This window comes from Salinispora cortesiana, assembly GCF_000484695.1.
Lineage (GTDB): Bacteria > Actinomycetota > Actinomycetes > Mycobacteriales > Micromonosporaceae > Micromonospora > Micromonospora cortesiana.
In genome coordinates, this window is record NZ_AXVR01000004.1 from 1 (window position 1) to 19,780 (window position 19,780).

A 19,780-nucleotide genomic window follows, 5' to 3' on the forward strand; every position below is an offset into this window, starting at 1 on the left:
ACGGGGGTGGTGACATGAACACCGCCGGCAACCCGGGCTGGAAGGGCGATGGCCATGGTGACGGCAAGGACAAGGGCACCCCGGTGCCCTGCGACCCCAACGCGCTGATCGCCGCGATCACCGCGGCGAACCAGGCCGGCGGCGGCACCCTACGCCTGGCCGAGAAGTGCGTCTACACCCTCACCATCAACCAGGACGACAACGGACTACCCCAGGTCTTCCAACCCATCACCATCTACGGCCAGGGCGCCACCATCATCCGGGCCGCCGCCGCCGACGACTTCCGTATCTTCGAGGTCATCACCGGCGGCGACCTCACCCTCAAGGACCTCACCGTCGCCGGCGGACAGATTGCGGACGCCGACGGCGGCGGCATCGCCGCTGGCGAAGGCACCCGACTCACCCTCGAACGCGTCACCGTTCGCGACAACATCGCCACTGGCGCGACTAGTGAAGGTGGTGGAATCTACAGCGACCGGAGCAAGGTCACGATCACCAAGAGCACCATCACCCGCAACACCGCCGAAGACGGCGGCGGCTTCTTCAACGACAACGCCGTTGTCTTGATCAGCAAGTCGAAGGTAACCAACAACATCGCCGGCGACGAAGGTGGCGGGCTGGTCAACAACGACGGCGACGCGACCATGGACCACGTCGTGATCAGCGACAACACCGCGGTCAATGGCGGCGGCATGCACAGCGACGGTGACCTCACCGAGATCACCAAGAGCACCATCACCCGCAACACCGCCAGCGGACTCGGCGGCGGCATCTACGACGACGGCGACGAATCCCTCCTGCTCCAGCACGTCAAGGTCGCCGAGAACACCGCCACCTCCGGCGGCGGGCTCTACCTCGTCGAGGACATCGGCGCCACCATCGAGGACAGCAAGATCGTGTACAACACCGCCACCACCGGCGACGGCGGCGGCATCGCCATCGTCGGCGTAGAAGACGGTGACCCGGTGGTGGCCCTGCGCCGCACCACCATCTCCGGCAACCAGGCAGGTGGAGCCGCCGGCGGCATCTTCTTCAGCCCATTCAACGAGACCACCGTTCTCACCCTCACCGACGTCCGCGTCACCGACAACATTGCCCAAAACGAACCTGGCGGCGTCTACAACGGCGGTGTGATCGACGTCTTCGGCGACATCACGATCATCAACAACCGACCCACCAACTGCATCGGCAGCCCCAACCCCGTACCAACCTGCTTCGGCTGACCCGCCCAGCAAGCTGACGCCCCCGGCAGTCGCCGGGGGCGTCAGCTGTGGAAGCAGCACCCATGGGAAGCCGGTCGACACACGTGGTCACGCCAGTTGCTGCGAGGTCGATTCGCTGGTCGCCGATCAGCAGCAGTGACTTGCCGACCGTGGCGCGCGTGGCCAGTGCGCGGTGAGCGTCAGCGGCCTGTTCCAGCGGGTAGGTGGCGTCGATCGCCGGGTGCAGGCGTCCCTGCCGCCCGACCGCACCGGGGTCTGCTCCCGGCATGGTCGGCGGCGGTGATCCCGGTGGTCAGCGAGGGGTGAGGCGGTCGGTGCCGAGACGGTCCCGCAGCACCTCCGGCACCAGGACACTCCCGTCGGGCTGCTGGCACTGCTCCAGGATCGCCGGGAACAGGCGGCTGGTGGCCAGCGCCGAGCCGTTCAGCGTGTGCACGAAGCGGGTCTGCTTGCCACCCGGCTCGCGGTAGCGGATCGCCGCCCGCCGGGCCTGGTAGTCACCGCCCCAGGAGACCGACGAGACCTCCTTGTATTTCCCGGTGCTCGGCATCCAGACCTCGATGTCGAGGGTCTTGCGCATGGCGGCGCTCGAGTCGCCGGCCGCGAGCAGGCTGCGCTGGTAGTGCAGGCCCAACCGCTCCACCAGGCCCTCGGCGTGGGTGACCATCGCCTCCAACGCCGCGTCGGCCTGCTCCGGCAGGACGAACTGGAAGATCTCCACCTTGTTGAACTGGTGGCCGCGCACGGTGCCGCGCTCGTCCGAGTGCGACCCGGCCGCCTCCCGGCGATAACACGGGGTGTACGCGAACACCTTCAGCGGCAGCTTCGTGGTGTCCAGGATCTCGTTCTGGTATGCCCCGAGGATCGCCGTCTCGGCGGTCGGCAGCAGGAACTGACCGCGGGGGGCGGACTGTCGGCCCAGGTGGTAGACGTCGTCGTAGAACTTGGGGAACTGCCCGGCGGCGAAGCCAGCGGTCTCCAGCAGCAGGTGCGGCGGGAGCAGGAACTCGTAGCCGGCCGCGATGTTCTGGTCGATCAGCCAGTTGACCAGCGCCCACTCCAGCCGGGCGCCCAGGCCGGTGTACAGCCAGAAACCGGAGCCGCCGAGCTTCACGCCCCGCTCGTGGTCGACCAGGCCCAGCAGTCGGCTCAGCTCGACGTGGTCGCGCACCTTCTCGATCGCCGGTGGCTCGCCGAAGGTCCGCACCACCCGGTTGGCCTCCTTGCCGCCGGGCACCACGTCCTCAGCGGGCAGGTTCGGCAGCTCGCTCATCCGATCCCGGAGTTGCTCCTGCACCTGGCCCAGCTCGGTCTCCAACTCGGCGAGTTGCCGACGACCGGCCTCGGCCACCGTCGGCTCCGGCTCGCGGCCGGCCCGCTTGGCCTCCGCGTACGCCCGAGCTTCCGCCTTGCGGCGCTGCCGCTCGCCGTCAATCTCGGAGATCAGACTGCGCCGCTGCTGGTCAAGCTGCGACAGCTCGTCCAGCGCCTGGCTCACCTCCGCCGGGTCCAGTCGCTTGGCCAGCGCGGACGCCACCGCGTCGCGATCTTTCCGGATCAACTCCATGTCGAGCATGCTGCTCCGTACGCCTCCGTCCGGATGTCAGGTGGACCACCAGATGCTACCGTCGCGGGCCCACCGCCCCCGGCCTGCCCTCAGCGTCGGCTCCGGCTACCGCACCCGGAAGGTGATGCCGGCGCGTTGGAGTCGGTCCAGCAGGGCATCGCCCATCGCCGTGACCGGGGTGACCTGGCCGGTGGTCGGGGGCAGATCGTCCAGGGCGAGGCAGAGCGCCGACTCGGCGAGCATCTTCGCCGTCTCGTCGTAGCCGGGGTCGCCGCCCGCCACCTCGGTGCGTACCTGCTGCCCGCCGCTCTCGGCGAGGAACCGCAGCTGGAACCAGGACCGGGCCCGCCGTTCGGGGCTCGGGCCCTGTCCGGGGCTGAGCCGACCGAACAGCCAGCGCCGGGCCGGCGGCAGCTTCACCAGCCCCGTGACGGCGGCGATCCCGGCCGCCCCGGCGAGCAGCGTCGGGAGCCGCCGTACCGCCGCGAAATGCCGGTAGCGGAAGTCCGGCCCGTACTCTGGACGGGCGGCTGCCGAGCGGCGGACCACCTGGGGGTCGATCGTCGGCAGCGGCACCGCCCACATGCCGAGCTCGGGGGAGCGGGAGATCCGGCCGGACACCGTCCGGACCCGCCGGCCCTCGGGTCGCGGCTCGACCGCCCGTCGGGCCGCGGCGGCCCGGCTCGTCTCGTCGGTCCGCGAGAACGCGGTCAGGGCCGAGTGGTAGGTGCCATCGGAGAAACGCCCCCCAGCCCGCACGAAGCCGTCAACGCTGATCGGCGCGTCCGCCGGGAGGTGCTTGAGCGTGAACCAGACCCCCAGGTCGTACGGGATTGAGTCGAAACCGCAGGTGTGTACCAGGCGGGCACCGGTGCGTACCGCCGTCTCGTGGTGTCGCACGTACATCAGGTCGACGAACTCCGGTTCGCCGGTGATGTCCAGGTAGTCGGTGCCCGCCGCGGCGCAGGCGGCCACCAGCGGCTCGCCGTGGTGGATGTACGGGCCCACGGTGGAGGCGACCACCCGGGCGCGCTCGGCCACCGCCCGCAGGGAGGCGGGGGCGGTGGCATCGGCGGTGAGCAATGGCAGCTCGGCCAGGGTTGAATCGATAGCAGTGAGTCGGGTTCGGACGGTGGCGAGCTTGTTCGGGTTTCGCCCGGCCAGCGCCCACCGCAGCCCGGGCGGCGCGTGTCGGGCCAGGTATTCGGCGGTCAGGCTCCCGGTGAAGCCGGTGGCGCCGAACAGGACGAGGTCGTACGTCCGCTCCTGGGGCATCCGCTGAGTCTGCCACCTGGGGTGGCTATCCGGCAGGGGGCAAATCCGGGCTGAAGACGGCCCGCACGCAGCCGTCCCGTCGGTCCCGGAACAGCGCGTACCCGCGTGCCCCCTCCTCCAGCGGCAGTCGGTGGGTGACCAGGTGCTCGGTCCGCAACTCGTCGCGCGCCATCCGCTCCAGCAGCGCCGGCACCTGCCCCGCCCCGTGCTGCCGCGCACCCCGCACCCGCAACCCCTTGGCGCTGACCGCGCCCAGCGGGAAGGCATCCACGTGCCCGGTGAACTCGCCGAGCACGACCACGGTCCCGCCCTTGCGGCAGGCGTGCACCGCCTCGCGGACCGCCGGGGGCCGCTCCGCCGCGCCGATGAACCGTTCGGCCAGGGAACGCGGCCGCCCGTCCCAGGCCGGTCCAACCGCCTCCACGCAGATGTCCGGCCCCCGTCCGCCGGTTCGTTCGCGCAACTCGGCGGGGATGTCTGTGTGCCGCGGGTCGACCGTCTCCGCGTCCGTGTGCCGCTGCGCCATCCGCAGCCGGTCCTCTTGCGGATCCATGACTATCACCCGGTCGGCGCCGAGCAGGCTGGCCGCGTGGGCGGTGAGTTGACCAACCGCCCCGGCACCCCAGACCGCCACCACGGCTCCGGGATGGACCCCGCCCAGCTTGGCGGCGAGCCAACCGGCGGGCGCGGCGTCCGCCGCAAAGAGCGCCCGTTCGTCGCTGACCGCGTCGGGGATCCCGCACGCGCCGACATCGGCGTACGGGACGCGGACGTACTCGGCGTGCCCACCGGCGAATCCGCCCAGCGGTGGGCCGCCCGAAGGCGCCGGGCACGGGATGGCCGTACGCCAGCTCGCTCGCCTCCGGCGCCGGGTTTCCGTTGTCGCAGCACCACGGTGCGCCGGAGCGGCACTGCCAGCAGGAGCCGCAGGCCACGGTGGAGCTGACCACCACCCGGTCGCCGACCCGGTGCCGGTGTACCTGTGGCCCCACCGCGACGACCTCGCCCAGGAACTCGTGTCCGAGCACGTCCCCGTCGGCCAGGTGTGGTGCCTGACCTGCCAGGAGGGGCAGGTCCCCGCCGCAGGTGGCGCTCAGGCGTACTCGCACGATCGCGTCGTGGCCATTACGCAACTCCGGGTCGGGTACCTGCCGGACCGCGACCTGGCCGGCGTCCGTCCAGCACAGCGCCCTCATCCGGCCGGTCCCCGGTCGATCGGCGACCGGTCGGCGCGGAGTACCTCGCCGGTCTCGGTGAGCTGCTTGGCCTGGCGCAACGCGGCCCGTATCACCCGGTCAGGGTGGTCGCCGGCCAGGTGCGCGGCGAGGCCCGGAAGGGTCGCACCAGGACGGAGCCGCGCGGCCAACTCGGTGCCCCGCCCCGCAGGGGCGGGCCAACTGTCCACCTGGATGGCGCGGCCGAGTTGGCGCAGCGGCTCCGGCCATCGCCCGCCGGGCAGCACCTCGTTGGGCGGCCGGTTGACCGTCACCACTTCCCAACCGTCGGTCGGCCGGGCATCGGGGCGCGGGTGAACCGGTCGGGCACCGGTGCGCCTCGCCAGCATCCCGGCAGCGGTCCCGGCCCGCCTCATGCTGTGTTTCACCCCGCCTCCCGTCCGGTCTTTCCGGCGCCTGGTCCGTCTGTTACCCCGCTGTCCGGCGCCCGGTCCGTCTGTTACCCGTCCGTCCGGCACCCGGTCCGACGCCGTTCCTGCCAGCATCGGCGCAGCCTGGGTGAAGCGGGTTCCCCCGGAAGGGGTGAATCGCCACCGGCCGGGTAACCGCAGGGCCTGGGGGAGAACGTGTCCGATGGGGGTGGGCCGATGCCGGAGGAGCGACGGCAGACCACGGTGGCCATGGGGCCGGACACGCCACTACTGGCGTCCCGGCTGGCCCCGGGTCCACTGCCCGGACCGGTGGTGCTTCGGCCCCGGTTGCTGCGGCGGCTCGATGAGGGGACCGCCGCCCCGGTGACTCTCGTCGCTGCATCGGCGGGCTGGGGCAAGACGACGTTGCTCACCTCCTGGTATCAGGCCGTCACCAGCGGTGACCCGATATGGGGCGGTCCGGCGACCCGCGCTGCCGACGGGGGCCGGGCCGGCTCGCCGACGAGTGTCGGTGCGGGGGAGCCGGACCCGTCGGGGTCGAGGTCCGGCCGGGAACGGCCGGACCTGGGCTGGGTGTCGGTGGAGGCTGGTGATGACGGCGAACGCCTCTGGTCGTACCTGGCGGCGGCGCTGCGGCCCGCGGTGGGGCCGCCCCGATCGGCGGCGCTGGAGGGCCCGCCCCGTCCAGACCAGCTGGAGGTGCTGGCCGCGGCACTTGCCGCCCGGGAACGGCCGGTGCTGTTGGTCCTGGACGACCTGCACCGGATCACCGACCCAGCGGCGGTCGCCGGATTGGAGTTTCTGCTTCGCCACTGTGAGCAGCGGCTGCGTCTGGTGGTCGGGGCTCGCGCCGGGGTGCCGCTGGCAGTGCACCGGTGGCGGCTGGCCGGTGAGCTGACCGAGCTCGGTCCAGATGACCTGGCCTTCACCAGCGACGAGGTCGCTGACCTGCTGACCGCACACGGGACGGCCCTTCCGGCGGAGGGGGTCCGGCGGCTGCGCGAGCGCACCGGTGGTTGGCCGGCGGCGCTCCGGTTCGCCGCGCTCGCCTTGCCCGGGCAACCGGACCCGGCCCGGTGGGTGGGGCAGCTCGGCGGTGACCAGCCGGACATCGCCGGCTACCTGCGGGAGGAGGTCCTTGGCGGGCTGGATCCGGACGACCGGGAGCTGCTACGGAGCACGGCGGTGGCGGATGCTGCCTGCGCTGGCCTCGCCGATGCGGTGACCGGCCGCCCGGACACCGGGGCGAGGCTGGCCGAGCTGGCCGGCGTCGGCGGTGTACTGCGGCGCGACGACGGCCGTCCCCCCTGGTACCGCTGCCATCCGCTCCTAGCCGACCTGCTCCGCGACGAGCTGGCCCGGCTGCCCGCCGTTGACGTGCGGGAGCTGCACCGGCGCGCCGCCGGCTGGTACGCCGACAACGGGCGCCCCGCCGACGGCCTGCGGCATGCGCTCGTGGGCGGCGACTGGGCCGGTGCCACCGAGCTGTTCCTCACGACCTGGCCGGAGCTGGCGCCGTACGACCGGGAGTGTTCGGCCGCGCCACCGCCACCACCCACCGAGACGGTGGCGCGGGACCCGGAGCTGGCTCTGGCGTGCGCGGCGGAACGGGCGTACGCGGGGGACCTCTCGGCAGCCAAGGGGTATCTGCGCCTGGCGGGGGCGGCGGGTGAACTGCCGGTGCCCCGCCGGGAGCGCTTCGCCCGGTTGGTCGCCGCGGTGGAGCTCGCGGTGGTCCGCTGGTCCGACGACATTCCGGCGGTGCGTGTCGCCGCCGCTCGGTTGCTCGCCACCCACTCGGCTACGGGGGCCTCCGGGGGACAAGACCGCCGGCCGGCTGCGCCGGTCGTCGCCGAGCCGCGCGGCACTACGGTCGAGGATGCCGACGGGTGGGCTGTGGCGGGCACCGCGCTCGGTCTGGTCGATGTCGCCACCGGCGAGCTGGGCAGCGCGGAGCGGCAGCTGGCGGCGGCGTCCCGGGCCGCCCGGACCGCCGGATGGGTGCGAACCGAGCTGGCCGGTGCCAGCCGGGTGGCGCTGCTGCGTGCGATCCGCGGTGAACTGCGGCAGGCGGAGACGGGGGCCCGTTCCGCGCTCGCCCTCCCGCCCGGCCAGGGGTGGTCCTGCCGGACCGACTGCGGGTACGCGTATCTGGCGCTGGCCGTGGTGGCGCTGCTGCGGGACCAGCCGGAGGAGGCGGCGGCGAACCTGGCGTTGGCGGAGCCGGCGACCGTGGAGCCTGCCGCCGGGGCGGTGGTGGCGCTGTGCCGATCCCACCTGTTGCGGGACGCCGGTGACGTGGCGGGTGGCTACCGACTGCTCGTCGCTGCCCGGGAGCAGTTGGGGAGCCCTTGGGGGGAGCTGGGCCGGTGGCTGCGGGCAGCCGAGGCCGACCTGCGCGCGGCGCGGGGCGATCTGGACACCGCCCGGGAGCTGCTCGCCGGGGCGGGTCCCGAACTCGCGGTCGGCCTCGCTCGGGTGGAGCTGCAGGCCGGAGACGACCGGACGGCCGAGGCGGTCCTGCCCGACTGGCAGGCGGCCGCGGCGGCGGACTGGCCGTTGCCGGTGCGGGTGGAGGCCGCGGTGCTGAACGCGGTGCTGGCCGAGCGGGCGGGGGATGGCCGACGGGCGCACCGAACCCTGGAGGTCGCCCTCGACCTGGCCACCGCGGAGGGGGTACGGCGGCCGTTCACGCACGGCGACGCGGAGGTGTGGGACCTGCTGGCAGCCCATCTGGACACCGGCACGGCGTACTGGTCGGCGGTGAGCGAGTTGGTGCGCGGTGCGGCGGAGCCGGACGAACGGGTCGGGCCTGCCGGGACCGCGCTGGCCGAGCCGCTGACCGAGCGCGAGGTGACCATCCTGCGCTACCTGCAGAGCATCCTCTCCAACGTGGAGATCGCCGCCGAGCTGTCGTTGTCGATCAACACGGTGAAGACGCATGTACGCAACATCTATCGCAAACTCGACGCCACCCGCCGCCGTGAGGCCGTCCGCCGGGCTCGGGATCTGCGGCTGATCTGAGCGGCGGTCCCAGACCGCGTCCGGATCGTGTCCCCATCCGGGCCGCCCGCTGCACCTGCTGGTGGCCGCCACCGCGGTGTGCGGCAGCGGCCACCACCGGCGAAGCGCGCCGGTCATTCCCGGCAGGCGGCGTCAACCGCTGCCAGCAGGTCGGCGAGTTCGTACCCGCCGTTGTGTCGGGCACCGTTGACGAACAGGGTCGGGATGGCCTCCACGCCGCTGCGGATGCCGCCGACGAAGTCTCGCCGGACCCGGTCGCCGTGGGCCTGCTGTTCGGTCTCGGCGTCGATCTCGGCGGCGGAGAGGCCGAGCTGTCCGACGCCGAGCGAGAGGTGCACCGGGTCGAGCTGGTCCTGGTGTTCGTACAACCAGTCGTGCATTTCCCAGAACTGTCCCCGGGCGCTGGCGGCCTCGGTGGCATGGGCGGCGTTCTCCGCGTACGGGTGCAGGTTGGCGATCGGGAAGTGTCGGTAGACCAGCCGGACCGTGTCGGCCCGCTGACGGAGCAGTTCGGTGAGGTTGGCGTAGGCCACCCCGCAGTACTGGCACTGGAAGTCCGCGTACTCAACGAGCGTCACCGGCGCGTCCACCGCTCCCCGGACATGGTCGCTCTCCGTCACCGGGGTCCGGAGGAGTGGGGTGACCTGGTGTGGGGTCGTCATCACCGCACCACCCAACAGTTGCCACGTGCCGACGAGGTCGGCACGTTCGGATCGGTCATGTCTCCCACTGTCGCTGGTGGCGGGGTGAGGGCGGCTCACCCGGCCCGGATGGTTCCCGCCCCCGCAGCGTCGGCGCGACGAGTTGGTTGTGGGTCGGCGGAGGAGCGTGTGCCCCCGACCACGCCGGGCGGTCGGGGTCTGCGCGTTTCGTCGCATCGGGCCGCTACATTGGGCTGTGACTGTTTCGGGTCTTGGGCACTCCGGCCCTTGACTGTTCGGGTTGAGAACTGTTCGGGTGGTGAGCTGTTCCGGATGGGAGACGGCCGGGTTGGGAGCTGTTCCAGCTAAAAGACAGCTCCGTAACCGGAGGGTGAAATATTCGGATAAGAGCGGCCTGGCATTCGAACCCCAAGAATTGCTCATCCCAGGGGGTGGCGACCGAGCGTGTCGGAGGAATACTCTCGGTCGCGGCCCGCGTACTGATGAGGTGCCTGTTGGTGGGCGAGTGGAGGTGCTCACGTGAGCCTGTCGATCGTTAAGGCGGTCCTACCCGGGAGCGTCGTGGAGATCTCGCCGCGTGGTGAGATCGATGTCGATACCGCGTACGAGGTACGTGAGGCGGTCGCTGAGGTCCTGGCCAAAGGCCGTCCTCGCCGTATCGAGTTGAATATGCGGCTGGTGGCCTTCATCGACTCTGTCGGCATCAGCGCGATGGTCGCCGGCTTCCAGACCGCTGAGGTGAGCGGCGTGAAGCTGGTGGTGACCGAGCCGAGCCGATTCGTGCACCGGCAGCTCTGGGTAGCTGGTCTACTCGGCCTCTTCGGCGCCCCCGAGCCCTACATCGAGGGGGCGGCGGCCCCGGAGGTCCTGCCGGGGGCCTGAGTCGGCTCGTCCCGGGGTATTCGGGCCGGGAACTGTTCGCCAGCGGATGGCTCCCGGCCCGAACACCCGGGTCAGTAGACCGACAGGTGCACGTGGTTGGTGTGGTCGCTGGATGGGTCGCCGGCAGCTCCACTGTACGACTGCCACCCACTGCTGGGCAGCCAGATCTGCCGGTACCAGATCACGTAGAGCACCGCGAGTTGGTCGGCGTTGTCCACCAGGAATGCCGCCAGGTTGTTGCCGTACGTTCGATCGCCGCCGGTGGCATCTCCGCCGAAGCCGTCCTGCTGAGCGGCGAAGTCGCAGGCCCGGCCCTTTGGGTGCTCGCCGGAGCTGCCGGAGCGGAAGCAGGATACGTAGCGGGTGAAACCGGCCGCCTTGGCCTCGTTCAAAGCATGCAGGGTTCGCGGGGTAATGCAGCCATCGGCCGGGGTGGGGTCATTGACGCTGCACGACTCGGCCGGCCAGGAGCCATCCGGGTTGCGTGGGGCCGGTGCCGCCTCGGCCGAGTTCTGGGCGGTACTGGTGTTGGTGGGGGCGGCAGCAGCAGCGCGGGCCTGCTCATTGGCGACCGTCAGCGCCTTCTCTGCCTGCTGTTTGCGCTTGGCCATCAGGGTCTCTTGCTTGCGCTGTTCGATGATCTCGGCCTCGACCGCGCGGGTGTCCTGGGCGATCTGCTCCTGGGTTTCCTGCAACTCCTGTAGGGCCTGGTTCTCGTTGGCGACTACCGCCTCCAGTGCGGCGACGCGGTCCTGGAAGTTCGTCGGTGAGGTGTTGTCGAGTAGCACCGACGCCGTGCGTAGCGGACCGGTGCGATACGCCTGGTCGGCGATCTGCTCAACCAGCGCGGTGCGCTCGGCGTGCTCGGCCTTGGCGGTCTTGAGTTGGGCGGTGAGTTGCTGCTGCCGTTGCACCGACTCGGCCAGCGCCCGTTTGGCGTCCAGGTATCCTTTGCTGGCTGCCTCGAGCTCGGCGCGAAGGGCAGGGGTGCCACCCTCCGGGTCGTCGGTCACCGCGTTCTGGCGGGCGGAGGGGGCGGCTACCGCGGGGCCGGCCGGGGCGAGGCCGGCGCTGAGGGTGAGGGCCACGATGATCAGGGCCGCCACGTGGGCGGCGCGGTGTCGTACAGGTGCCACTGGTGGCATATGCAGATGTCCTTCCGTCAACCACCGACCGGGTTAGCTGACGGGTTCGGGACGGAAGATCCCTACCGCTGACGCGGATGCACCCCAGGTACCTGGTTCCCCGGCTCACCCTGGCGGGTGATTAGGCGGCGGCCCCGCCGGCACCGGTGGGTGCCGCCTGGCGCAGGCCGGCTCAGAGCCTAACCGGTGCTCCTGAGGCGGGTGTATTCGGCAGTTGAGCCGGGGTCGCTACCACTCGACGGACCGGCAGTCCCCGCTGTTCGGCCCCGACTCGACCTGTAGCGTCGCGTGTTCGATTCGGAAGTCCTCCCGCAGCGCGGACCGGGCGGCTCCGAGGACCGCACCGACGTCGGCGGCGGGGGCGACGGTGAGGTGCGCGGAGGTTACCTCCATGCCGGAGGTGAGGGTCCAGATGTGCAGGTCGTGCACCTCGCTAACCCCGGGTACGGCGACCAGTCGGTCGTGCACCGCAGTGACTTTGAGGTGGTCCGGCGCGGCCTGGACCAGGATGCGTAGGGCTGCCCGGCCGAGCCGCCAGGTCCGCGGCAGGATGAACAGTCCGATCGCCACAGCTACGAGCGGATCAGCCCACCGCCAGCCGGTGCCGGCGATGACCAGTGCCGCCGCGATCACGCCGAGGCTGCCGAGCAGGTCGCCCAGCACCTCGAGGTAGGCGCCCTGGATGTTGATGCTCTCTTCTGCGCCCGGGCGCAGCAGCGCGAAGGCGACGATGTTGGCGAGCAGGCCCAGGACGGCGACGACCAGCATGGGCCCGGTGCTTACCTCGGGCGGATCGCCGAAACGGCGGACGGCCTCCACCAGCACATAGACCGAGACGGCGGAGAGGAGCAGGGCGTTGGCGAGGGCGGCCAGCACCTCCAGCCGGTAGAGCCCGAAGGTGCGTTGCGGATCCCCGCCGCGGCGCCGGGTGGCGGTCAGCGCGGCGAGGGCCATGCCAATCCCGAGGACGTCGGTGAACATGTGCCCGGCGTCACTGAGCAGGGCCAGAGATCCGGTGCGGAGGGCGGTCACCGCCTCCGCCACCATCAGGGTGGCGAGCAGGGCGAAAGCGGCCCAGAGGCGCCCCCGGTGCCGCTGCCCCGCGTTGGCCACCGCCCCGTGGTGGTCATGTGCTGCACCCACTCGGACACCTTCCGCCGGCTGTGGCGGCCCTACGCCCAACCTATGTTCACATTGCCATGTGTGTAGTACCCCCCCGAGGCGGTGTGAAAACGGCCGAGCGTCAGTCAGCCGGACAGGTCGACCGTGGTGAGTCGTTGGGTGGCGCGGGACAGCGCGACGTACAACGTCCGCACACCCGACCCGGGCTCCGCCCGGATCTCCCCCGGGGCGACCAGGACGACGCCGTCGTACTCCATGCCCTTGGCCTCCAGGCTCGTCACCACCTGCAGCCGGGGCGCGTCGAGCCCGTCCAGCCAACCGGCGACCTCGGACCGGCGCGGCACCGGCGTGACCACGCCGACCGTGCCGGGGACCTCGGCGAGCAGGGTGTTTACCGCTGCCAGCACAGTGCTCTCCAGCTCAGCCGGTAGCACGCTCAGCCGCACCGGGTCGATCCCGGTTGAGCGGACGGCGACCGGCAGCGGGAGGTCCGGGTCAACCTGTCGGATCTCGGCCGCCGCCACCGCAAAGATCTCCGCCGGGTTGCGGTAGTTGGTGGTCAGGGTGAAGTGGTGCTGCTGGCGCCGGCCGAGCGCTTGGTCGCGGGCCCGAGTCAACTCCGCCGGGTCGCCGGTCCACGCCGTCTGGGCGGGGTCGCCGACCACGGTCCACGAGGCCAACCGCCCCCGACGGCCGATCATGCGCCACTGCATCGGCGACACATCCTGGGACTCGTCCACCACCACGTGGGTGTACTCGCGGTAGTCCTCGGGGCGTTCTCGGGCCGCCTGGCGGGCGGCGCGCTGCCGATCGGCGAACGTGCTCAGCTCGCGTACCCCGCCCGCCAGCTGGAATGGGTCCCGCCGGGGCCGGGCCGGCTTCATCGGCTTGCCCAGCAGGGCGTCCAACTCATCGAGCAGCGCGACGTCGGCCACGGTCAACCCAGGGGCGCCTCCGGCCCGGTACGCGTCGCCGAGCAGGCGGACCTCGTCGGCGGAGAGCACGCCCGCGGCGTACCGGCGCAGCCGCTCGGGCTGGGCCAGCCAGCCGAGTACGTGCCGCGGGTGTAGCTGGGGCCACCACGCCTTGAGGAACTCGCGGAAGTCCGTCCGGTCGGCCAACTCGTCCTCGAACGCTCGCTGCTGCGGCAGGCCCGGAACGCCCAGCTGCCGGGCCTGCGCCCAGAGCGCGGCGAAGACGCCGTCGAAGCCGACCCGGCGCACCTCGTTGCGCCGCGCGCCCCGCCGTAACGCCCGAGCGCGGATCGCGTTCAGCTCGCGACGGTCCACCCGCAGCAGCTTGCCCTGGTAGAGCAGCCGCAGCTCGTCCGGGGCGCCCGGTGCCGTGTCCCGGGCGGCCCGCTCCAAGACCCGCCGCATTCGCAGCGAGCCCTTCACCGCCGCGACCTCCGGTGGGTCGGTACGGGTCGCATGCGCCCCCGGGAAGAGCCCACCAAGCGCGGCGAGGGTGGCGGTCTCCTCGCCCAGTGACGGCAGCACCGAACCGATGTACTCGACGAACACGGCCGACGGCCCGACCACCAGAATGCCGCCGCCGGCGTACCGGCTGCGGTCGGTGTAGAGCAGGTACGCCGCGCGGTGCAGGGCCACCGCCGTCTTGCCGGTCCCCGGGCCGCCGGAGACCACGGTGACACCGGAGCCGGGGGAGCGGATCGCCTCATCCTGCTCCCGCTGGATGGTCGCCACAATGTCCCGCATTCCCCGTCCGGTGGCCTTGGACAGGGAGGCCAGCAGGGCGCCGTCGCCGACCGTTGTCATCTCCGGCGGAGTGGCAGCCGGGTCGAGCAGGTCGTCCTCGACCCCGGTGACCCGTTCCCCGCTTGAGGAGATCATGCGGCGGCGGATCACGCCCAGCGGCTGTGCCGGGGTCGCCTGGTAGAAGGCGGCAGCGGCCGGGGCCCGCCAGTCCACCACCAACGTCCTGGCGTTTTCGTCCCGGATGCCGAGGCGGCCGACGTACAGCACCTGCCGGTTGAGCAGGTCGAGTCGGCCGAAGACGAGCCCCTCGTGCTCAGCGTCGAGCAGGTGCCGGCGCTGCGCCGCGTGGAAGACCATCGCATCCCGCTCGACCAGCGCGCCGAAGTTGCCGACCCGGGCCAGGCGGTAGCCGTCGGACTCGGCGCGGACCGCCGCCTGGCGCAGCTCGGCGAGGCGTGCGTACACCCGGTCCAGGTGCCGCTGCTCGACGGCGATCTCCTGCTTCAGCTCGGTCCGGTCGGTCAACGTTTGTTCCTCCTGGCATCGGTGACCAGCGCGACGCGGGACGCGCGGCGGTCAACCGCACGAGGGTACGCCCCGGCCGTGTCTCTAATGTTTCAGGTTCGGTGCGGCCCTACCGGGCGACCGGCGCGGGGTCGTCGAGGACCTGGCCCAGCACCCCGGCCAGGGCGGTGTTTACCGCGCCGGGGCGCTCCAGCATCAGCAGGTGACCCGCGCCGGGGCACACGGTCCGCCGGGTTGTCGGCAGCGCGGCGGCGATGGACTCCGTGCACGGCAGCGGGGTCAGCCGGTCTCGGTCGCCGACCAGCGTGGCGCTCGGCAGGTGGGCCAGGCCAGCCAGGGTCGCCAGTCGGTGTTGGGCTCCGATCGAGGCGCGGAACCCACCGATCGAGCGGAGTGAGGCGTGGGCCACGGCATGGGTGACCAGGCTAAGGTCGGCCGGGTTGTACCGGTCGCCGAAGAGTATCCAGCGGATGCTGGGCCGGAGGGCGCGGAGTAACGGCCGGGGCGGCCGCCGGGATCCGCAGCGGGCCAGGATGCCGGCGCCGGTGCTCTCCGCTAGCCGGATCAGCCGGGCGACCCGGGGTGACAGGCCATAGACGGTGTGCGTGTGCCCCTCGGCGGTAGTGGAGACGAAGACCAGACCGGCGACGCGGGCGGCGAAGTGCGTGGGGTGGCGGTGGGCATACTCCATGATCGTCATTCCCCCCATGGAGTGGCCGACGAGTACCACCCGCCCGGTGGGGACGACCGCCTCCAGGACCGCCGCGAGGTCGTCGCCGAGCTGGGCCAGGGTGGCGGTGGGCAGCGTCATACAGCTGGATCGCCCGTGCCCGCGCGCGTCGTAGGTGACCACCCGCACCTGTGCGCCGAAGCGGTCTCGCAACTCGGCGAGCTGCCGGTGCCAGATGCTTCCGTCCAGCGTCCAGCCGTGTAGCAGCACGGTGGTCACCTCGGCGTCAACCGGACCGTCGGTCTCGACGTGCAGGCGAACAGTGTCAGCGAGGCGGAGTTCCCGTACGTCCGGCATCGCCGCCTCCCCGGGCCGCGCGGATCCGTCACCCCGGCGGCACCCGGTGGCAGCACCGGCTACCTGTCATGACACCACGGCACAGCTGCCCGGAGGAAGACGGCGTCCGGTCCGGGGAGCGGGGAGTGCCTTCGCTGGCCGGGTGCTCGGCTGGCCGGTTGGCGCGATGCGGCGTTGGCTGGGTAGCGCGATGCGGCCCGCCGGGGTATCCCGACGGGCCGCACCGTTCGTTGCTCCCCGAGTGGGGCAGCTGGCTGGCGGGAGGGTCAGCCCTCGAAGACGCCGGCCTCGACGAGGCGCTTCTCGGTGGCGTCCCAGCCGTCACCCGGGTGGGTGGTGTTGAGGGAGTTCAGCTCCGCCCGGATCTTGGCGGCGTGACCCGCTGCGGCCAGCGTCCGGATCTCCTCGACGAAAGCGTCGGAGTCGGTGCGCAGGTGCGCGGTCTTGCCGTTGGTCAGGTTACGCACGTAGGCGTTCCGGCCGCCGTTGAGTGGGATCACGTACTTGAACTCGCCCAGCACGCTGAGGGCACCACCCTGGCCAGCCTGGCCGGCCCGGACAGACGCGCGCGCGGTCTTTGAGGTGTTGCTCGCCACGGAGGTACTCCTTGCAGACGTACGGGAGGACGCGGGTTAGACGTCCGGGGGCTGGTGCGGACCTCACCCCGATGGGTGATCCCGCAGAGAAGTTCGCGGCACAGGCCGCCAATGGAACTGTACACGAGCGTGCGGCCGGGTTGGCCACTGCCTCGGGTTGGTCCAACGGGCTCACCCGACCGGCTATTCCGGGACCCGGATTTTCCGAATCCCTGGCGCACCATCCGTCACACCAGTCATGATGTGCCCCGGTAGCCACCTGGCGCGACGAGGTCGTAGGGGAAGACGCACCTCGCTCCCCGGGAGGTCACCGTGCCAACGCGTGGCGTCGTATACGTCCACTCGACCCCGCTCGCCGTGTGCTCGCACGTCGAGTGGGCGATCGCGCGCGTCCTTGCGGCGCCGGTCAACCTGCAGTGGACAGCTCAGCCCGTCGACCCCGGCGCCCGCCGGGCGGAGTGCGGGTGGACCGGTCGCCCTGGAACGGGCGCCGAGCTGGCTGCTGCCCTCCGGCAGTGGCCCATGATCCGTTTCGAGGTCACGGAGGAGCCGAGTCCCGGCGCCGATGGGGAACGCTTCATGTACGTCCCGGGCCGCGGGCTCTTCCAGGCAACCATCGGCGCGGCCGGCGACATTCAGCTTGGTGAGGACCGGTTGCGCAGCATCATGGCGGATGCCCGGGCGCCCGAGGCCCTCGCCCACGCCCTGGAGAAGGCCCTCGGGGCGGCCTGGGACGCCGAGTTGGAGCCCTACCGGTACGCCGGCGACGGCGCCCCGGTGACGCTGCTCACCCGCGTCGGCTGAGGTCTGCACCCCCACGAAGGTGAGGGTGGCACGTGTTTCGGCGGCGGCCATTCGGCGCGGGTAGGGTCGACTTGCCCCGACCGGCGTCGAGAGAGTGGGATGGCTCGCGTGTCGATACCTGCACGACGTGGCGGTGTCGCGGTCATCGCGCTGGCCGCACTCACTGCCCTGCTTCTTGCCGGCTGCACCGGTGGTCCGGGGCGCGCGCAGCCGACCCGGACGACGAGTGGTCCGGCGGCCGGCCCGTCGCCCACGAGCCTGGTCGAGGATCCGGCGGCCAGTGCCGCCGCCCTGGCCAGCACGCTGGCGGATGAGGACCTCGTCGGCCAGGTGTTGATGCCCTACGCCTACGGTGCCGCCGCCGATCAGGTCTCGGCCGGTTCGGCCGCCGGCAACCAGGAACTGGCCGGCGTCGACACCCCCGCCCAAATGATCGCGAAGTACCGCCTCGGTGGGCTCATCCTCGTCGGCTTCAGCGCGGACGACCCGACCAGCGGCAACCAGGAGACCACCAACGTCGACAACCCGGAACAGGTCCGGGCGCTGACCACCGGGCTGCGGTCCGCCGCCGCCGGCCTGGCCACCGGCGAGGCACCGTTCCTGATCGGCACCGATCAGGAGTACGGAGTGGTAACCCGGATCACCGACGGGGTCACCCTGCTGCCCAGCGCGTTGGCCACCGGGGCGGCCGGCAAGCCTGAGCTGACCGAGGCCGCCTGGCGGGCCGCCGGCACCGAACTCGCCGCGATGGGCGTCAACCTGGACTTCGCTCCCGTCGCCGATGTGCTGGTCACCCCCAGCACCGTGATCGGGTCCCGGTCGTACGGCGCCGACCCGTCGGTGGTGGCCGAGCAGGTCAGCGCGGTGGTGAGCGGTCTGCAGGCGACCGGCGTCGCGGCAACCCTGAAGCACTTTCCCGGCCACGGACACAGCGCCACCGACTCTCACGAGGCGCTGCCGGTGTTGCCGCAGCCCCGCACCGTGCTCGAAATGGAGGCATGGCGTCCCTTCGCGGCCGGTATCGGCTCCGGCGCCCTCGCCGTGATGTCCGGGCACCTCGATGTTCGTGCGGTCGACCCGGGCACCCCGGCGACGTTCTCGCACACCCTGCTCACCGAGGTGCTCCGCGGCGAGCTCGGGTTTCAGGGAGTGGTGATCACCGACGGGATGAACATGGCCCCCGCCAAGCGCTGGTCGCCCGGCGAGGCCGCGGTCCGTGCGCTGAAGGCCGGCAACGACCTGATCCTCATGCCGCCGAACGTCGGCCAGGCGTACGACGGGTTGCTCGCCGCGCTGCGCGACGGCTCGCTGCCCCGAACCCGGCTGGTGGAGGCGGTGACCCGGGTACTGACCATGAAGTTCACCCTGGCCGGTGCGGCCACCCCGGAACTGGACGTCCTCGGCGCGCCGGCCCACCAGGCGGCGGCCACCGAACTCGCCACCGCCGCGGTGACCGCGCTGCGCGGCCCGTGCGGCAGCCCGGTTTCCGGGCCGGTCACCGTGACTGCCTCCGCCGGCCGGGAGCACACCCGAGCGACGCTGATCGAGAAGCTGACCGCGGCCGGGGTGCCGGTGACTGAGAGCGGCGGCGCCGTGATCCACCTGGTCGGCTACGGCGACAGCGCCGACGACCTGAGCGCCGACGCTGCCGTGACCGTCGCCATGGACACCCCGTACCTGTTGGCCGAGGCGGACTCCCCGGCGTTGCTGGCGACCTACTCGTCGAGCCCAGCGTCGATGACCGGGCTGGCCCAGGTGCTGGCCGGCGAGGCCACCCCGGCCGGCCACGCACCAGTGCCGGTATCCGGCCTGCCCGCCACGACCTGCGGCAGCTGAGTTGCCCGGTCGGCCGGGGTCAGCAGGTCGGCCGGTCAGCCCGCCGCACCTACCCCCTGTACCGCCAACCGGTACGCCGGCAGCACATCGGATGCCTCGGCGATGAGACTCTCGCTGACCGTGAACAGCAGGGACTGCCCGTTCGCCGGTACGGCCGCCGCCCAGCTCCGGCTGACCTCGTCGAGCAGCTCGTCGTGGCTGACCCAGGTCGCCTCCACACCGGTGAGGTCACCGACGGTCAGGTCGCGGAATTGCGCCTCGGTGGCCTGCTCGAGCGACGTGTCGGCGAGGAAGGCGTCCAGGGCGGCCCGGGGCGCGACATCCTGCGCGGTGGTCCAGATCCGGAGGAAGCCGCCGCCCGCGCCGCGGCCGTTCACCTCGCACCGTACGGTGGCACCACCGCGGAGCGTCACTATCGCTGCCATCTCGGCGGCCAGCTCCGGGTCCTCTGCGGTCGCCGGGTCCAACTCGACGGCCTCGGCCTGCCAACCCTCGGCGACCGGGAAAGCGACCGGCAGCGGGCACGGCCCGTCCGTGCCACCGGCGGCACCGTCGGCGCTGGCCGGGATGATCTCGTCGTACCAGGGCTCGCCGACGGCGGTGTTCCCGGCCGACGAGCCGGCGTCGGCCGGCTCCTCCTCCGCGCCGCAGCCGGCCGGAACCAGGAGGGCGAGAACGGCCAGCGTGGCCGGTAGACGATGACGCACCACAGTACACACACATCCCAGGGTCGAAATCGAATTGGACCGACATTGTGCAGCGTGCCGG

15 protein-coding genes, 2 pseudogenes and 1 riboswitch are annotated in these 19,780 nt (G+C 71.9%); of the genes and pseudogenes, 5 read left to right on the top strand and 12 right to left on the bottom strand.

The window, feature by feature from the left end; genetic code table 11:
- Positions 1–1,223, top strand: a 1,223-nt coding sequence (locus K228_RS0103260) for a right-handed parallel beta-helix repeat-containing protein (RefSeq protein ID WP_029723337.1), incomplete at its 5' end; no start/stop codon positions are given.
- A 115-nt stretch (positions 1,224–1,338) separates the two neighbouring features.
- On the opposite strand, the pseudogene K228_RS26755 reads toward K228_RS0103260, so the two are convergent.
- The 5 genes and pseudogenes from K228_RS26755 to K228_RS0103280 all read right to left on the bottom strand — a co-directional run.
- Positions 1,339–1,458 (bottom strand): annotated as a pseudogene (locus K228_RS26755) (zinc-binding dehydrogenase); the annotation flags it as partial.
- 57 nt (positions 1,459–1,515) lie between these two features.
- Entirely contained in the window at positions 1,516–2,799 is a 1,284-nt protein-coding gene (gene serS, locus K228_RS0103265; RefSeq protein ID WP_025617120.1) for a serine--tRNA ligase, read from the bottom strand.
- 96 nt (positions 2,800–2,895) lie between these two features.
- Positions 2,896–4,065 (bottom strand): saccharopine dehydrogenase family protein, encoded by a 1,170-nt coding sequence (locus tag K228_RS0103270; RefSeq protein ID WP_025617121.1) that lies wholly within the window; start codon positions 4,063–4,065, stop codon positions 2,896–2,898.
- 25 nt (positions 4,066–4,090) lie between these two features.
- A pseudogene (locus K228_RS25295) lies at positions 4,091–5,261 on the bottom strand (alcohol dehydrogenase catalytic domain-containing protein).
- On the bottom strand, positions 5,258–5,629 hold the full coding sequence (locus tag K228_RS0103280; RefSeq protein WP_080671534.1) for an SRPBCC family protein: 372 nt from the start codon (positions 5,627–5,629) through the stop codon (positions 5,258–5,260). Before K228_RS0103280 ends, K228_RS25295 begins: the two are co-directional and overlap by 4 nt.
- 258 nt (positions 5,630–5,887) lie before the next feature.
- Here K228_RS0103280 and K228_RS0103285 point away from each other — a divergent pair, with 258 nt between their 5' ends.
- Entirely contained in the window at positions 5,888–8,695 is a 2,808-nt protein-coding gene (locus K228_RS0103285) for a winged helix-turn-helix domain-containing protein (protein ID WP_025617123.1), read from the top strand.
- Between the two features lie 113 nt (positions 8,696–8,808).
- Here K228_RS0103285 and K228_RS0103290 read toward each other — a convergent pair whose 3' ends face one another.
- Complete coding sequence (locus K228_RS0103290) at positions 8,809–9,357, bottom strand: DsbA family protein (RefSeq protein WP_025617124.1); 549 nt, start codon at positions 9,355–9,357, stop codon at positions 8,809–8,811.
- A gap of 519 nt (positions 9,358–9,876) precedes the next feature.
- Between K228_RS0103290 and K228_RS0103295 the strand changes: the two genes are divergently transcribed.
- Entirely contained in the window at positions 9,877–10,239 is a 363-nt protein-coding gene (locus K228_RS0103295) for an STAS domain-containing protein (RefSeq protein WP_025617125.1), read from the top strand.
- A 71-nt stretch (positions 10,240–10,310) separates the two neighbouring features.
- Here K228_RS0103295 and K228_RS0103300 read toward each other — a convergent pair whose 3' ends face one another.
- From K228_RS0103300 to K228_RS0103320, 5 genes are all read right to left on the bottom strand, one after another.
- Positions 10,311–11,375, bottom strand: a complete 1,065-nt coding sequence (locus K228_RS0103300) for a coiled-coil domain-containing protein (RefSeq protein ID WP_223160737.1) — start codon at positions 11,373–11,375, stop codon at positions 10,311–10,313.
- Between the two features lie 15 nt (positions 11,376–11,390).
- A riboswitch (cyclic di-AMP (ydaO/yuaA leader) is annotated at positions 11,391–11,522 on the bottom strand.
- A 90-nt stretch (positions 11,523–11,612) separates the two neighbouring features.
- Positions 11,613–12,527, bottom strand: coding sequence for a cation diffusion facilitator family transporter (locus K228_RS0103305; protein ID WP_025617127.1), 915 nt, complete (start codon positions 12,525–12,527; stop codon positions 11,613–11,615).
- A gap of 104 nt (positions 12,528–12,631) precedes the next feature.
- Complete coding sequence (locus K228_RS0103310; protein ID WP_025617128.1) at positions 12,632–14,749, bottom strand: HelD family protein; 2,118 nt, start codon at positions 14,747–14,749, stop codon at positions 12,632–12,634.
- Positions 14,750–14,858: 109 nt separating this feature from the next.
- The gene (locus tag K228_RS0103315) at positions 14,859–15,776 is read right to left on the bottom strand and encodes an alpha/beta fold hydrolase (RefSeq protein WP_025617129.1); all 918 of its coding nucleotides are present in this window, start codon (positions 15,774–15,776) and stop codon (positions 14,859–14,861) included.
- Positions 15,777–16,042: 266 nt separating this feature from the next.
- Complete coding sequence (locus K228_RS0103320; RefSeq protein ID WP_025617130.1) at positions 16,043–16,372, bottom strand: hypothetical protein; 330 nt, start codon at positions 16,370–16,372, stop codon at positions 16,043–16,045.
- 312 nt (positions 16,373–16,684) lie between these two features.
- On the opposite strand from K228_RS0103320, the gene K228_RS0103325 reads away from it, so the two are divergent.
- Both K228_RS0103325 and K228_RS0103330 read left to right on the top strand, forming a co-directional pair.
- Positions 16,685–17,176 (top strand): DUF3145 domain-containing protein, encoded by a 492-nt coding sequence (locus K228_RS0103325; protein ID WP_025617131.1) that lies wholly within the window; start codon positions 16,685–16,687, stop codon positions 17,174–17,176.
- 99 nt (positions 17,177–17,275) lie between these two features.
- Complete coding sequence (locus tag K228_RS0103330; RefSeq protein ID WP_029723339.1) at positions 17,276–19,012, top strand: glycoside hydrolase family 3 protein; 1,737 nt, start codon at positions 17,276–17,278, stop codon at positions 19,010–19,012.
- 35 nt (positions 19,013–19,047) lie between these two features.
- Here the strand turns inward: K228_RS0103330 and K228_RS0103335 are convergent, their stop codons facing one another.
- Positions 19,048–19,722 (bottom strand): lipoprotein, encoded by a 675-nt coding sequence (locus K228_RS0103335; RefSeq protein WP_025617133.1) that lies wholly within the window; start codon positions 19,720–19,722, stop codon positions 19,048–19,050.
- Between the last annotated feature and the right edge of the window lie 58 nt (positions 19,723–19,780).